Source organism: Alteromonas portus, assembly GCF_005117025.1.
Taxonomy (GTDB): domain Bacteria; phylum Pseudomonadota; class Gammaproteobacteria; order Enterobacterales; family Alteromonadaceae; genus Alteromonas; species Alteromonas portus.
In genome coordinates this window covers 310702-326681 of record NZ_SWCO01000007.1, presented here as the reverse complement: position 1 = coordinate 326681, position 15980 = coordinate 310702, and the positions used below count along the sequence as shown (strand labels likewise).

Here is a 15980-nt window from a genome sequence, read left to right as displayed (position 1 = left end):
TAGAAATATCAAACATTTCTGCCAATTTTTGATACTCTCACTAAACAAGCTCAGGTACGAGTAATAAAAGAAGAAAGCGAGTGAAGTATAAGAAGTGTATTAGCGTACTAGTGCTATTTTTGTTTGGAATAAACACTGTCTTGGCATTTGACGATGATGAATATTTCCAAGCGTATTCCCAAATTATAAGCAGTAAACCCGACGGTGAAAAAGAGTTAATGGCATTAGTCTCTGACTCTGACGTCCTATCTGAATCGTCATCCCTTGCATCTGTTTACATTGCTTTGCTGCAATCTACGGTTAATCATCCTACGGGATTCGAAGAATACAAACTTGCGCCGAAAGACCACGTACAAGATGTAAAGCGTTCACATCCGTCTTTATTTTTTAGACACAACATTCTGTTAGCTTATAACTTTGCCATTCAAGAAAATTGGCGTTTGGCCCATAGCAAAATTGACGAAATAATCGCGTTTGCCAATGGAAATGATACTGAGCTTTACTTTGACGCCATTGCGACTAAATCCATTTTCTTGGCGAGAATGGGACTAATAAGAGCATCTTTGAACTCCAGCGCAAAAATCTTGGGCGAATTGCCTTCATTAACCGAAAAACGTTTCTTTGGAGACGGTGCAATAGAAAACATGGAGCTTGTGATAGGGCTCAATATGTCTTACCTAGGGGAGAACAAACGGGCTTTGGAGCTGTGTTCTCGCGTAGAGACTTTCTTTATTACTAGGCCGTTGGCTAGCCCACACCGTTATTACCAAATTGCCCTCGATTGCCAACGAAGAAGCCTTGAGAACTTAAATCAACCCGATAAGGCTTTCGATACGCTTGAAAGGTACATTGAATACGCTACATCCATTGAAGACTGGGATACCTATACCTATGGGCTAGTTTTGAAAGTTGAGTATTTGTATGCTCTGGACAAAGTAAAAGAGGCGCATAAATTAATTGAAAAAACTGAGAGTTTTATATCCTCACTACCGACCTCTTACGATACTAACACCTATCAAATTTCTCGATTTAAAGCGCTAGTAGAACAAGGAGATGTTGAAAGAGCTAACGCATTGTCTGCCATAATTGCTGATAACTTAAGTGACGATTACAGCTCACCTGATTTACATTGGGCGCAATTCAAATCTATTCAGTCTTCTCTTTTCGAGCAGTTGGGGAACAAAGATGCTGCCATATCAGCATTGCGAGACAGTAAGAACTTTTATCAAACCCTTTACTACCAGACGGACGACAGAAAAGAGCTGTTTAGCGACTATTATGAAAGTGCGTTAGCTGAGCGAAAATTACAGCTTTTAGAACAACAGCACGAATTATCTCAATTGGAACTTGCAAACAGCAACAGAGTGAATTTAATTCTCACTGCTGGTGCGCTGACTTTATTAGGACTTCTAGTCCTCATTAGCTATCTATATGCTGTCCAGCGAAGATTAAAAAGAGAACAAGAAACACTAGCGACTGTAGATACCCTCACAGGGGTTCGTAATAGAAGAAGTTTACTCGGTGTTATACAGTTAGAGTTCAACGAGGCAAAGGCGTATCAAAATGACTTGTCATTGGTGTTAATCGATTTGGATAACTTCAAGGCAATTAACGACAACTACGGCCATGAATGTGGGGACAATTTACTCAAAGCCTTTTGTGAACATGTTTCTAAGTCTATTAGAAAAACAGATACTTTTGGACGCTATGGTGGGGAGGAGTTCATTCTTTGCCTACCTAAAACGTCAGCGTCCGAGGCTAAAAAGGTCGTAAATTCAATCCTTAATAGCTATAGGAAAGTGCGTATTTCTCCAGATATTGGTGCACAAACCTTTTCTGCGGGCATTGCGCAGTATCAAAAAGGTATTGAAACGTCGAAACTCATCAAGCAGTGTGACGATGCACTTTATGTAGCTAAAAGATTCGGTAGAAATAGAGTTTGTATTTTTAGTCATGATGACTGACAAAAGCCTAATAATTAAAAGCTAAGCAAGACGAACAGACTTCAGTGTCAGGGTTAATTAACCCTAACACTTTGGTAAGCGTCTCGCTTTAACTATGACTACTGTTGCTTTCCACGCTACTGTTTTCTCTAGGCCATTGTTACTCGGTAGCGGGTGTACCGTCTTTATTAAACTTCGCAATTGCAGCGCCAGACGCTTTCCAGTGTTCACGTTCGGCGTCTGTAGCTTTTGGCGAGAACCAGCCAACATAGGCGTAGAATATCCCTATCAAGGGCGCCGTCCAACAGGCAAAAGCAAGAGGGATATACAGCAAGTTTTGCAAGTTAGCGCCAGAAATACCAAGACCAAGAGCCGATATCACAAACGCGCCTCCGGCATTCCAAGGAATAAGCGGAGACATAAGCGTTCCTCCCTCTTCAATACCGCGCGACAGATTAAGGGTGGAATAGCCCATGCCACGATAAACAGGAGAATACATCCTGCCAGGTAAAGCAACCGATAGATATGGGTCGCCTGCCACTAAGTTAGTAGAAAAGGCAGTGCCAACTGCCGCAACCTGTGTACCGGCAAAGGTTTTTGCTTTGCTTTTAATTGCGTTAATAATGCTTCGTAAACAGCCCGTTGTTTCTAACGCTCCACCGAAACCGAGGGCAATAAGCACCAAGGAGATGGTCCACATCATAGACTGAACACCACCACGATTGAGCAAGCTATCTATTTCAACAATATTGGTATTAATGGAGTAGCCGTTATTTGCATAATCGAATACGGCCTGCAGGCTTTGCCCCTGCATAAACATGGCAAATACACCTCCAATTACAGCACCGGCAAACAGTGCAGGAAGTGGCGGAATTTTCTTTAAGGCTAACCCCATAACCACTAACGCAGGCAGTAGTGCCCAGCCCGAAATCGTAAAATTATCTTCCAGCGCTGTGGTTATGCCTGCAATCTTTGCGAATGAAACGCTTTGAGCATCGATGACAAAGAAGCCTACACCCAGATAAATTAAAAATGCTATTACCATGGCGGGGATGGTTGTTGCCATCATATTTTTTATATGTGAAAACACATCCGTACCGGTTACTGCTGGGGCAAGGTTTGTGGTATCTGACAGTGGTGAAACTTTATCACCAAAGAAAGCACCAGAAACCACCGCTCCTGCAGTCCAGTACATGGGTATATCGAAGCCCTCGCCAATGCCCATTAATGCTAAACCAACAGTGCCTACGCTCCCCCAACTTGTACCTAGCGAAACGGAAACCACTGCGCAGATAACCATACCGGCAGCCAGAAAGATTTGGGGAGAAAGAGTCTTTAGTCCATAGTAAATAATAGTAGGTACAGTGCCGCTGGCTATCCAAATTCCTATGATCATTCCGACAACAATAAGAACGCTTACCGACGGTAAGGCCACGTGGATGACCTTAAAAATACCTGCCCGTACTTCTTCCCATGTCAGGCCAAGATAAGTCCCCACAAAACTGGTCAATGCTATGCCAATAGCAAGCGGTATATGAGGCTCAAACACGCCGAAGTAGAAGATCTGCATACCCAATATCAAAAGGGTTAAGATAACTGGTGTTAAAGCGAGATAAAGATGGGGTGCAGGCGTTTTTTCATTTGTCATATTACTACCCTGTAAATAAACATGTGAAGTGAACGAGGACTTAGCAAAATACCTTGCTTGAATCAGTTTTAATCCAGCTACTGATTTGAAGGTTTAATAAACATAGCTACGGGGTTACATGGGGAAAAGATCGATAACGCGAAAAGCGCCGCGGGTTAATTCTCTCTACAAACAAAAACGTCGCCAGATAAGAAGCTGGCGACGTTATTTAAGCGCTAGAAATAAAGCTACAACCTATTCTTGGCAGCTTATACTCGCTGATTCTGCTGCACTTGGCGTAAACTGAATATCCGCCACACTCAAGCTTGCCTTACCTGCAGTGCCTAGTTCAAACGGCACGACAAGGCTGGTGAAATCAATCCCTTCATCAACAAAGCACTGAAGGTCAATGCTCACATTCGTCCACGTATCAGTAGGCATTGCTTTTAGCTGTTCGCTAATGTCAATCTGCGCTGAGCAGCTGCCCGCCGCATCACCCTCGCCTTCACAGTTCATACCTACAGTAACAGGTGCACTAATGTCCGAGTGACGACTAATGTTGAAGCTCAACGCTCCATCGGTAAGCAGCTTCGCACTTAAGTCTTCGCGGAAGAAGCTTTTGCTCGCAAAACGCATTGCGGCAAATTCAGAACCATCGAAGGTAGCTTTACGTGCATCTTCTTGAACTACTTTGTCTACAGTGCGGTAAGTCAGCGCGCCAAGGGTATGAGTACTTGCGTTCACAGGCAGCATGTCTTCGCCTGAGTGCAGCCACAATACCCAAGGTGACTGCACAGCACCGTTTAATATTTCCATCGGTTTATTACTGTCGGTGCTTACTGCGATTTCAGTACTTAATGTGTCGCTTAATACATTGTCATCGCTGAAAGTTAAACCAAAACCATATGGTAGAAGCGGTTCGTAGGTTTCATCGCCCTTGTTCACTATCTGCTGTGGCTGTGACGGCCAAGAGAAAGATAACTTACCTTTAAAGTCTTGTTCGCCAAACAATACATCTGCAACCGCATCACCTTCAGAACCTGGTAACCAAGCAGCAACAAATGCATCAGACGCATTTAGCTCAGCATTTACCCACATCGGACGGCCGCTAATAAATACAGAAACCACTGGGATGCCTTGTGACTTAAGCGCTTCAAGCAGTGCTAAATCTTTCTTGCTACCGTATTGATAAATTAGCGTTTCTCTATCACCGTGGCCTTCTGCATAAGGCTCTTCACCGAATACGACTATTGCCACGTCAGGCTTTGTTTCAAAATCGCCCTCAACAGAAAGCTCAACGTTACCACCTGCACTTTCAACATGCTCTTTGATACCGTCGTATATAGAGCTTCCACCTGGGAAGTCATCGTTAGTATTATTCGTGCCTTGCCACGTGATGCTCCATCCACCAGATTGCTTGCCAATATTGTCGGCACCATCGCCCGCTACTAATATGTTTTTATTTGCAGAAAGAGGCAGTGTTTGGTTCTTGTTTTTCAGCAGTACCAGTGACTCGCGCACCGCTTGCGCCGCAACTTCTCTATGCTCTGCTTTACCTATGAGCGAACGGTCGCCAGATAGTGGGCGGTTTGCTGGGCTAGGCTTTTCGAAAAGACCAGCACGTACTTTCACTCGAAGAATGCGCCGTACTGCATCATCAATACGCGACATAGGGATAGTACCGTCGTTTACTTGAGCCAAGGTATTGTCATACAGTGCCTTCCAGTCGTTAGGTACCATGAAAATATCCAGACCCGCGTTGATGGCCTGCGCACAATCTTCATTGTTGCACCCTTTGACCTGCCCATGACCGTTCCAATCACCGACTACAAACCCATCGAAGCCCATTTGCTCTTTAAGTACATCGGTCAATAAGTATTTATGACCGTGAAGCTTATCGCCGTTCCAGCTATTAAACGACGCCATAACAGACTGCGCGCCAGCAGTTAATCCGCCCACATAACCCTGAGCGTGAATATCGAACAACTCTTGTTCACTCGCTACGTTGTCACCTTGGTCGTCTCCGCCTACAGTACCGCCGTCACCTACAAAGTGTTTTACTGTACTAATAACACGCTGGTCGCTTAAGAAATCTTTGTCAGCAGCACCTTGAAGGCCTTTAACAACCGAAGCCGCATACTCTCTTACAATGGCAGGATCTTCAGAGTAGCTCTCATAGGTTCTGCCCCAGCGATCGTCCCGTACCACAGCAACAGTCGGCGCAAACACCCAATCTATACCCGTCGCCATCACTTCTTTTGCTGTGATATGAGCAATTTTCTCTACTAACTCTGGGTTATTAGCTGCGCCTAAGCCTATGTTGTGCGGAAATAAGGTTGCGCCTATAACATTGTTATGTCCGTGAACCGCATCGGTTCCCCACATTGTTGGAATAGTCGAGTTATCTAGGCTGTCATCCACTGAAGCTTGATACAGCTTTTCAGCAAGCGCTACCCAATCTTCTGGTGTAGCGTGCTTGTTATTATCGGGAAATGCTCCACCACCGTTGAGGTAAGAACCAAAACCATATTTGCGCATATCCTCTACCGTGATATTGCGAATTTCAGGCTGAATCATTTGCGCAATTTTTTGCTCAACCGTCATGGTAGAAAGAATGTCCTCTACCTTTTTTTCAACAGCTGAATCTTTTTTGACCTCAATATCAAGCTTGGGCCAAATTGCGCTTGCTTGGCTCGACTGCGCTTCAGCGCTTTCGACCGAAGAAACGTTTTTTTCCGTTGAGCATGCACTAACTAAAACGCCAACCAATGCACCTGTAACAACCTTCGCGATTATAGTTTTTCGCATTATTAATCCTCGTTACTTTCCAGTGGTGTTAATTTGAGATACGCGACACCCTACAAGACCATAATAAGCAATGTAGAGATAGCAAGAAGCGGGTAGCAAGAATGACAGTGTTACGCCAATAGAGTCTGCCAACATGCCTTGAAGCAATGGAACAATAGCTCCGCCCACTATAGCTAAACACAGAATGCCTGAGCCCTGAGGTGTGTCTTGACCAAGCTTGTGTAATGCAAGACTGAAAATAGTGGGGAACATAATTGAATTAAATAAACCTACTCCCAGAATACTCCACAGTGCTAAAGCACCAGTGCTTGAAAGGGATAGTAAAATGAGACCAATTGCCACACAGGCATTAAAGGCTAGTACGTAGCCGCCAGAGATTTTTTGCATCACTATAGCGCCGATAAATCGTCCCACCATGGCTCCGCCCCAGTAATACGCTAACAGTTTTGCGGCACTTGCTTCGGTTAGCCCACCAACCGCAGGACTGGCTAAATAATTAACAAGCATACTGCCAATAGCCACTTCTGCACCAACATACATAAAGATACCAACCGCACCTAAAACAAGGTGCTTGTGGTGCCATGCGCCGCCTTTGAATATACCTGTACTTGCGCCTGTGTGATTAAGCTTAGGCAATTTCAGGTACATGAATATAAGCGCTAGAAGCAGTAACGACGCCGCTAGAATTAAATAAGGAACCTGCACATCTGATGCACTTGGAGTGCCACCACCATGCTCGCCGGTTGCACCGTAAATAAGGTAAGAGCCGAAAAATGGTGCCACAGTAGTACCAAAAGCGTTAAACGCCTGGGTCATGGTAAGTCGTGAAGACGCTGTGTTAGGGTCACCAAGCGCGGTTACATAAGGGTTGGCTGACACTTGAAGAATGGTAATACCAGAAGCCAACACAAAAAGCGCTAATAAGAACACACCATATATTTGACTGGACGCAGCGGGGAAAAATAGCAAGCACCCTACACAGGCTATACCTAAGCCAAGCACTATGCCTTTTTGATAGCCAATACGCGACACAATCATTCCAGCTGGTAGCGATACAATAAAGTAAGCGCTAAAGAAACAAAATTGGATCAGCATTGCTTGCGTAAAGCTTAGGTTAAATGACCCTTTCAAGTAAGGAATTAGGATGTCATTCAGACAGGTAATAAAACCCCACATGAAAAACAACGTGGTAAGTGAAATTAGCGCAAAACGGTAGCCACCGTTTGCCGCTTGATCTTGGGCGGGTGAAATATTCGGCTGCACTGGTGTGTCCACAAGTAACCTCTGTTGCTATTTTTCTAATTAATGATAAATTTACATTTGAAAGCGCTTACATATCACTCTGCGATATTTTGTAAGCGCTTACATTGAGTAGATAATTACATGAAGCGTTATCGAATTCAATGTAAATATGATGTTATTTGCTTAGCAATTAGCAAAGCAAATATGACAAAATTGTTATTGCTAGGACATTTCTAAGATGAAAGACATTAACCTTCCATCCAATTCCATGATGCTTTCTAAAGACTTTCTGTTTGGTGTAGCAACATCAAGCTTTCAAATAGAAGGTGACAGAAAAGGAAGGTTAGACTGTATTTGGGACACATTCTGTGAAAAAAGCGGAGCTATCTCAGATGCAACTAACGGTGATGTAGCGTGCGACCACGTAGCGCTTTGGAAGGAAGATGTAGCGCTTATTGATGACCTAGGTGTGGATGCTTATAGATTATCAATCTCTTGGCCCCGAGTGATGATGGAAGATGGCACCGTCAATGAAGTAGGTATGCAATTTTACGTTAACTTAGTTAATGACATCGTTAAACATGGCATGAAAGTGTTTGTAACGCTTTATCACTGGGATTTACCGCAGCATCTAGAAGATAACGGGGGCTGGCTAAATCGCGATACTGCCTACGCCTTTGAAAAATATGCAGAAGCTGTAGCCATTGCTTTAGGCGATAAAGTTTACTCTTACGCTACCTTAAACGAACCATTTTGCTCAGCTTATCTGGGCTATGAAGCCGGTATTCATGCGCCTGGAAAAACAGGTATGGCAAACGGACGAAAGGCCGCACACCATCTACTGCTTGCTCACGGGTTAGCACTTAAGGTACTTAACCGCCTTAGCCCTAAAAGCCAAAATGGTATTGTACTTAACTTTAGTAATTGCCATACCACGACGAGTTCCGAAGAAGATAAACACGCCGCGAAGTTGGCTGACGATTACCACAACCAGTGGTATTTGAAGCCGATTATTGAAGGACGTTACCCTGACGTTATCGACATGCTCGACGCTGATAGCCAACCAGAAATACTGGATGGTGATATGGATATCATCTCTCAATCTATCGATTATTTGGGCATTAACTACTATACCCGCACTTTGTATCAAAGTGACGGGAACGGTTGGTTTGAAATTGTGCCACCTTCTACCAACAAGTTAACAGCAATGGGCTGGGAAATTACGCCAGACGCGTTTTCCGAATTGCTTGTTGACTTGCACAAGCGCTACAACTTACCGCCAATTTATATTACGGAAAACGGCGCTGCAATGGATGACGTGCTTTGTAACGATGAAGTTATAGATGACGAGCGTACTGCTTATTTTCACACTCACTTAAATGCGGTTAACGAGGCAATAGAAAAAGGCGTAGACATTCGTGGATATTTCGCCTGGAGTTTGATGGACAACTTTGAATGGGCGCTGGGTTATTCCAAGCGTTTTGGCATTGTATATGTTGACTACGAAACCCAGAAGCGCACCTTAAAGCAAAGCGCTCTAGCATATTCAAAACTGGTGAAGAGTCGGATAAATGGGTACATTAGCGGAATAAAATAAGGACAAGAACTAAAAACCGTATGGCAACAATTTACCAAGTATCAGAAGCAGCAGGGGTCTCGCTGGCAACCGTTTCTCGCGTGATGAATGGCAATGCGAAAGTAAGTGAACGCACCCGCAAAAAAGTAGAAAGCGCTATGGCTTCATTGGGTTACCAACCCAATGCTATTGCGCAATCTCTGGCATCAAACCGCACGAATAGCGTAGGTTTGTTGGTGTCAGAGCTACATGGTTCTTACTTCGGTGACCTGATGAGTACGGTTGAAAACGTGCTAAAAAGAAACGGTAAGCATGTGATCATTACAGCGGGACACGTAGATGAGAAGCGTGAACACGAAGCTATAGAGTTTTTAAAAAGCCGCCGTTGTGATGCGCTTATCTTGCACGCTGAAGCCGTATCTGATGATTATTTAAAGAAGCTAGTCAACAGTAAAGTCCCGGTTGTTGTGATAAACCGAAAAGTAGACGAGCTCGAGCAAAACTGCTTTGTTGTAGACAACGTAAAAGGCGGTTACTTGGCAACAAAAGCAGCCATTGACGCGGGTCATAAAAACATCGCTTACATTAGCGGCCCATTATTCAAAAAAGATGCGAGCGACCGTCTTGCTGGTCACAAAAAAGCCCTCGAAGAAGCAGGGCTTACATTTGACAGCAACAGCACATTTGAAGGTGACTTCCATGAGTCTTCAGGGCAAGAAGGAATGCAGCATCTTCAAGCGACCTTTCCGGATTTTACAGCACTGGTGTGCGCAAATGATGAAATGGCCTCTGGCGCAATGACGGCGGCAAGAGAAGCCGGGTTTGATATCCCAAGCAAGCTTTCCATTGTTGGTTTCGATAACGTGCTATTTTCACGCTATCTTTATCCTAAGCTTACAACAATTAATAACCCTATCCACGCAATGGGAGAAATGGCTGCTCATTGGGTACTTGAACACGTTTATGACATTAAAAGCCCTGTTCCAATTGAGCACTTATTTGTTCCAGAAGTGGTAGATAGGGACACATTAGGCACACTATAAAATGAATAAAGCCCTGTCTCCGTCGCTATACTACACGCTTATAGTTTCCCTTGGTGGGTTCATATTTGGCTTTGATGCCAGCGTAATAGCCGGAGCGAATGGCTTTATTGACGCCGAGTTTAATCTAAGTGATTGGCAGCAAGGTTTTGTAGTCAGCTCTCCCACGTTGGGCGCACTTATTGCCATGCTCTTTGCAGGTGGCATAAGCGATGCTATCGGAAGACGAAAAGCCCTGATCCTTGTAGCTTTCTTGTATTTGCTTTCCTCCATAGGCTCTGCCCTTGCCCCTAGTTTCGAACTGCTAGTGCTGGCTCGCTTTATTGGCGGCATAGCATTTTGCTCACTCATCATTGCCCCACTGTATATTTCAGAGATTAGCTCACCAGAAAACCGTGGAAAAATGGTATCGGTAAATCAACTCAACATTGTGTTTGGTTTCGCCTTGTCCTATTTCACTAACTACTACTTGCTACAACTTAGCGGCAGTGGAGCAGCTTGGGTTGCTGATTGGGGTTTAGACACTCACCTATGGCGCTACATGCTAGGGCTTGAAGTCATTCCAGCCGCATTGTGGTTTGGCCTACTATTTACTATTCCACGTAGTCCTCGATGGTTAGTACTAAAAGGTAGGCAAGAAGAAGCAGAGCAGGTGATAAACCGCCTTTTCGATAACGCACAAGCCCATGCACTTGTTAAGGATATTGCGTCTTCGCTTGATGAGAAGACTTGGACATTACGCGAACGCCTTGGTTTTTTAAAAGCAAAAGCCATGCGCTTTCCTGTGATGGTAGGAATTATTATTGCCATTGCGCAGCAAATTACCGGCATCAACGTTATCTTTTTCTATGCACCTACTATTTTTGAACAAAGCGGCGTGGGTACCAACGCCGCCTTTATGCAGGCAGTATGGATTGGTGTAGTGAATGTCGCCTTTACTGTTGTGGCAATGATGACTATTGATAAGTGGGGTAGAAAGCCACTACTCATTGTGGGTTTGACCGGAGTTGTACTTAGCATGGCTATCTGCACCTATGGTTTCAAACAAGCCACTTACCAAGTTCAACAAACTGCGATTAGCACTATTCAACAAGAGGCTCCCAACGCAGCAAGCAAATTAGAGCCTTTAACCAACCAAGTCTATTATTCGGACGTGGAGTTTAAACGCGCGCTCAAAACTGTTTTATCAAGTAAAGACTTTGATACTTACCAACAACCATTGCTAACCAGCAGTATCACAATGAACGCGCCCTTAGTGCTATTTGGCATTATCGCGTTTGTAGCCTCTTTCGCTATGTCTTTAGGCCCTGTGATGTGGGCGATGCTAGCCGAAATTTTTCCTAATCAAACTCGTGGTTTGGCTATCTCTTTGGTGGGCGTGATTAACTCCTTAACCAGCTTTCTAGTTCAAATTATCTTTCCATGGGAATTAGCTAATTTAGGCGCAGCCGCAACATTTGCCATTTACGGTGGGTTTGCATTAATTAGCCTAGTTCTGGTTGCTAAGCTCTTTCCTGAAACGAAGGGAAGAAGCTTAGAGGACATTACAAAAGACTTTGAACAGCACGCGATGAAGTAGTCAATAGTCTCTCAATGGCAATAAATCAGAAGACGGTTTAAGCGAACACCATTTAAAAGTGGTAATGCCCCGCCTTTGCAGGCTATGCTAGAAGTGCGCCCAGAAAAAAGATGATATATGCCGATTAAACGCCTGATAGCACTAACGCTTTGCCTATGTATGCTTTTGCAAAATGCATTAGCACTTGGCCTTGCTTCGCATACTATGCAGCATGCGCGTAAAATGGTGGGCGACGATATTGAACTTATCTGTACTGGCAACTCAATGCGATACATATCGCTTAGTGCTACAGAGCTTGAGGGTGAATTTGTTTTTATTAGCCCAGAGCTACTAAAAGCACCTGTCGAGCACGTAGACTGCACCAACGGTACACTCGCAGACCTTCCACCTATCGATAATGTACCAGTAGATTCAATGGCGATACTATCCCTTGTGCGCTATCGCGCCTTAGTATCTCGCCTTGCAGCAGCGCCCTACACATCATTTGCGTTTGCCGCCCCGCTAGGCCGCGCGCCACCAATTGCATAACAAAACCTAAAAACACACTTAACGCGCATGGTTTAACCGTGCATATAGTTCGTTTATTTAATGGAATTGTTATGAAGTATTCTTTACTGGCATTCGCTGTTTCAGCTGCCTGCACATCTGCACACGTTTATGCAAACACATCCGAGTTAATTGACAGCGCTTCAACAGAAGTGATTACCGTTATTGGTTCTTCGCTTAATGATAATACAGTAGAAATTGAGCGAGAAACGGTGACCGCCGCAACTAATATAGATGCGGATTTTGGCGATCAGTTAGCGCAATTACCTGGCGTATCGGTTTCCCGAAACGGCCCGGTTACAGGTCTTATTCAATACCGAGGGCTTTTCGGTGATAGGGTTGGCGTATCTATAGACGGTGTAGATATAGCAGGTGCAGGGCCTAACTCTATGGACTCGCCATTATCCCACGTACTGCCAGAACCAGGGCTTACCGCCACTTTGTATCGCGGTATCGTGCCGGTGAGTGCTGGAGTACAAACACTAGGTGGTAAACTGCATATTAATGCTGATGCGGCATCCCTTTTTGCTTTAGGAAGCGGTATTACTGGCAGTGTAAATGCCAGTTTAATGGGCCCGGGTAGCGGACAACAATACCAAGGCAATGTGCTTTACAAAACGGACCAAGCTTTCATTAGCGGCGCCTTCATGCATCAGCAGCGTGACGAGAGAGAATCGGGCGATAACGCAGTTATACCTAATAGCCACTACCAAAGAAATGGCGGCAAATTTAGACTTGGCTATGAGTGGGGAAAACACCAATTTGATGCTAGCTATCAACAGCTAAATACCAATGAGAGCGGCACACCAGCGCTCGCCATGGATATAGGTTTTATTGATGCAGCATGGTACCGGCTAGGTTATCGCTACAACGCAGGCGAAGCAGAGTACTTTGCTATAAAGTGGTTTGGCAACAGTAACCAACATGCCATGGATAACTTTTCTCAGCGCATGGTAATGTCTGCTGATATGGCAAGAGAGAATAACGCTGACGCTATCGCTCAGGGCTTGGATGCCAAGTACGTTGCGCCGCTGGATAGTGGCGAGCTTGAATTGGGCGCTTATCTGCACCACAGCCGAAATAACTCTGTTATTACTAACCCCAATAACAGTATGTGTTTTGTAGATAACTTTACCAATGTAAAAAGAGATACCGCGAGTGTCTATGCCCAATGGACAGTAAATACAGAAGCCTATTCGTCTACTTATGGTGCGCGATACACCCGCATCAATATGGATGCCGGAGAAGCGGGTTCTAACATGGTGATGATGAACCCAGCAGTTGCTACGTTGGTCAGTGATTTTAACGCCGCTGAGCGCGACAAAAACTACAACACGCTAGATATAGCCGCTACCACCCGATACCATGCAAGCGACTCCCTTGATATCGTGCTTGGCATTTCTCAGAAAAACCGCGCCCCTAACTATTTCGAACGTTATACCTGGCTACCACTTGGCATCTCGGGCGGTATGGCTGACGGCTTTAACTACATAGGCAACCTTGATTTAGACAATGAAACCGCGCGCAAGTTAGATATGGGTGTTGATTACACCTATAAAAATTGGACTTTCTCGCCCCGCTTTTTCTATCAAGATATAGAGGATTACATCACCGGCTCACCCAGTACGAATACCGCGGCGAACATGGTATCTACCATGATGGCTGGTACAACCCCATTTCAGTGGACGAATACCGACGCTGTTATTAAAGGTGCGGATATGACGGTGCAAGGTCAGCTTAGTGAAAACCTCAGCTTGCGAGCAGTAGCAAGCATTCAGCATGGTAACCGTGATGACATTGATGATGCTTTGTTCCGCATTGCGCCAGAGCAGTTAACCACAACCGTTCAGTGGAATACTCAGGTATTTGATGCGCCGCTTCAACTGCAGCTAATATCCGAGTTGACGGGCGCCCAAAACCATACCTCTGCACTGCAGAGTGAAGCGTCTACAGCGGGATATGGTTTATTTCATATCTCGGGGTATTTAACGATTTTTGAAAATGCTCAGTCAAACCTTCAGGTTACGGCAACTATTCATAACCTGTTCGACAAACAGTACGCAGCTCATACAGCGGGCATTAACCGTGTAATGAACGCCGATGTGGAAGTAGGTGAGCGCGTGCCTGGTGCTGGAAGGGAGTGGCATCTTTCACTAAATTATCGCTTTTAAGCAGCTAAAAAATAAAGGAAAAAAGCAAACCTAAAAACATTATGAGCTTAAGAAGTTAACTTCTTAAGCTCATATGTTTATTAAATCACACTTTCTGTGGCCTGCCATAGCAGGCGAAGGGCTAACAGCGTTACCACAACTTTGAACGCCAGCATAAATTTTTCCGCTGGAATACGCCTTAATACCTTCAAGCCGAAAAACGTGCCGAGCGCACCGCTAGCAATCATAATAATGATAAGCCCCGCCCACTGTGCAAAAGAAAACCCTACAAAGGTAAACACGAAAGCTTTAAGGCCGTGCTGGAGTGTCATACAGCTGGCAAATGTGCCGGTTATCTGCATTTTGCTGTAATTGTTTCGGTGTACAAACGCCGCCACCAAAGGCCCTGTGGCACCTACAAACATTGAAACCAAGGTGGTCACCAACCCCGCCAACGCTCTACCCGCGGGCTTCATTTCTTGTGCTTTGGGTTTACTCCCCCACACTAAAAATAAAATAAATGCGGCAACCGCAAATTGAATTATTACCAGCGGCAGCTGAACCACAATAAAAGAGGCTAAAAAAGCGCCGACGATTGCGCCTAAAGAAAAATACTTCAGCATACGCCAGTCGATATGCTTTGCCGTCATCAGGGCACGGTTGCCGTTTGAACCAAGCTGTACCAGGCCGTGAACCGGGATCAGCGCACTAACCGGCATAGTACCGGCCATTATCGCCAGTAGTAGCACCCCGCCACCTATGCCTAAAGTTGCTGTCATCATAGACGTGAAAAACGAGGTAATAATCAGTAACACTGAAGATGACATCGACAATGTATCATTGGCCGTTAACCAGCTAAAAAGTAACTCCAAGAGTCAAACTCCACCTTACTTAATGAAACTGTTTGCGTAGCGTTAGTGATCACAACACCATACAGCATCGTTTAAATATCATACAAAAGTTACCCGCATCGCGTTAGGTTTTTTATCATGCCTTCTATCAGTTATTTAGACAAAGCACTTCAAATAATATGCGACAAGCACAGCACAAAAGGCGCCAAGCTTGTTGCCAGGCAACTTCTCCGAAATAGCGGGTTCACTGATAAAGATATTTATGATTGTTTAAAGCAGGGCTCGATTATTCGCATTACCATATTTGAAGCCTAGAGCAGCGTTACACCTAGCGTTCACCGCTTGCCCACACGTAAGCAGGGGTCTAATTTCTTCACCTAAAAAACCCGTTGACTTTCTTCATCGTGCACAGGATACTCAGGTCATTAAATACTCACTAGCAGCACACTGTTTTTAAATACTATGCCTAAAAACACAAATAAATATACTGCTTACTCAGCGTCTGCGCTGATTATTATTCTCGCTATTCTAAGGAATGGGCGGGTTAGCTAGTGCGTAAATAGAATTCACTAAACCCGCCGCAAAGGCGGGTTTTTTATTGGCTCGTCTTGCGGCAAA

Annotated in this window: 11 protein-coding genes; 7 read left to right on the top strand and 4 right to left on the bottom strand. The window is 44.7% G+C overall.

Annotation, left to right across the window (positions count from 1 at the left end):
- Positions 1-80: 80 nt before the first annotated feature.
- Positions 81-1964 carry a GGDEF domain-containing protein gene (locus tag E5672_RS13130; RefSeq protein WP_136782601.1) on the top strand — a complete coding sequence of 628 codons (1884 nt, stop codon included), beginning with the start codon at positions 81-83 and terminating at the stop codon, positions 1962-1964.
- 139 nt (positions 1965-2103) lie between these two features.
- Here the strand turns inward: E5672_RS13130 and nhaC are convergent, their stop codons facing one another.
- The 3 genes from nhaC to E5672_RS13115 all read right to left on the bottom strand — a co-directional run bounded on the left by nhaC (position 2104) and on the right by E5672_RS13115 (position 7653).
- Complete coding sequence (nhaC, locus tag E5672_RS13125; protein WP_136782600.1) at positions 2104-3591, bottom strand: Na+/H+ antiporter NhaC; 1488 nt, start codon at positions 3589-3591, stop codon at positions 2104-2106.
- A gap of 234 nt (positions 3592-3825) precedes the next feature.
- A complete protein-coding gene (locus E5672_RS13120; protein ID WP_136782599.1) occupies positions 3826-6378 on the bottom strand; it encodes a glycoside hydrolase family 3 protein in 2553 nt (850 codons plus the stop codon).
- Between the two features lie 12 nt (positions 6379-6390).
- Positions 6391-7653, bottom strand: coding sequence for a sugar MFS transporter (locus E5672_RS13115; protein WP_136782598.1), 1263 nt, complete (start codon positions 7651-7653; stop codon positions 6391-6393).
- Positions 7654-7858: 205 nt separating this feature from the next.
- Here E5672_RS13115 and E5672_RS13110 point away from each other — a divergent pair, with 205 nt between their 5' ends.
- The 5 genes from E5672_RS13110 to E5672_RS13090 all read left to right on the top strand — a co-directional run bounded on the left by E5672_RS13110 (position 7859) and on the right by E5672_RS13090 (position 14532).
- Positions 7859-9217: a GH1 family beta-glucosidase gene (locus E5672_RS13110; protein ID WP_136782597.1), complete on the top strand. Its 1359-nt coding sequence runs from the start codon at positions 7859-7861 to the stop codon at positions 9215-9217.
- A gap of 20 nt (positions 9218-9237) precedes the next feature.
- On the top strand, positions 9238-10239 hold the full coding sequence (locus E5672_RS13105; protein WP_136782596.1) for a LacI family DNA-binding transcriptional regulator: 1002 nt from the start codon (positions 9238-9240) through the stop codon (positions 10237-10239).
- A gap of 1 nt (position 10240) precedes the next feature.
- Positions 10241-11815 carry a sugar porter family MFS transporter gene (locus E5672_RS13100; protein ID WP_136782595.1) on the top strand — a complete coding sequence of 525 codons (1575 nt, stop codon included), beginning with the start codon at positions 10241-10243 and terminating at the stop codon, positions 11813-11815.
- Positions 11816-11932: 117 nt separating this feature from the next.
- Positions 11933-12343, top strand: a complete 411-nt coding sequence (locus E5672_RS13095) for a hypothetical protein (protein ID WP_136782594.1) — start codon at positions 11933-11935, stop codon at positions 12341-12343.
- 71 nt (positions 12344-12414) lie between these two features.
- Entirely contained in the window at positions 12415-14532 is a 2118-nt protein-coding gene (locus tag E5672_RS13090; RefSeq protein WP_136782593.1) for a TonB-dependent receptor plug domain-containing protein, read from the top strand.
- 80 nt (positions 14533-14612) lie between these two features.
- Here the strand turns inward: E5672_RS13090 and E5672_RS13085 are convergent, their stop codons facing one another.
- Positions 14613-15383 (bottom strand): sulfite exporter TauE/SafE family protein, encoded by a 771-nt coding sequence (locus tag E5672_RS13085; RefSeq protein ID WP_136782592.1) that lies wholly within the window; start codon positions 15381-15383, stop codon positions 14613-14615.
- Between the two features lie 117 nt (positions 15384-15500).
- Here E5672_RS13085 and E5672_RS19880 point away from each other — a divergent pair, with 117 nt between their 5' ends.
- On the top strand, positions 15501-15677 hold the full coding sequence (locus tag E5672_RS19880) for a hypothetical protein (protein WP_167483144.1): 177 nt from the start codon (positions 15501-15503) through the stop codon (positions 15675-15677).
- Positions 15678-15980 lie beyond the last annotated feature (303 nt).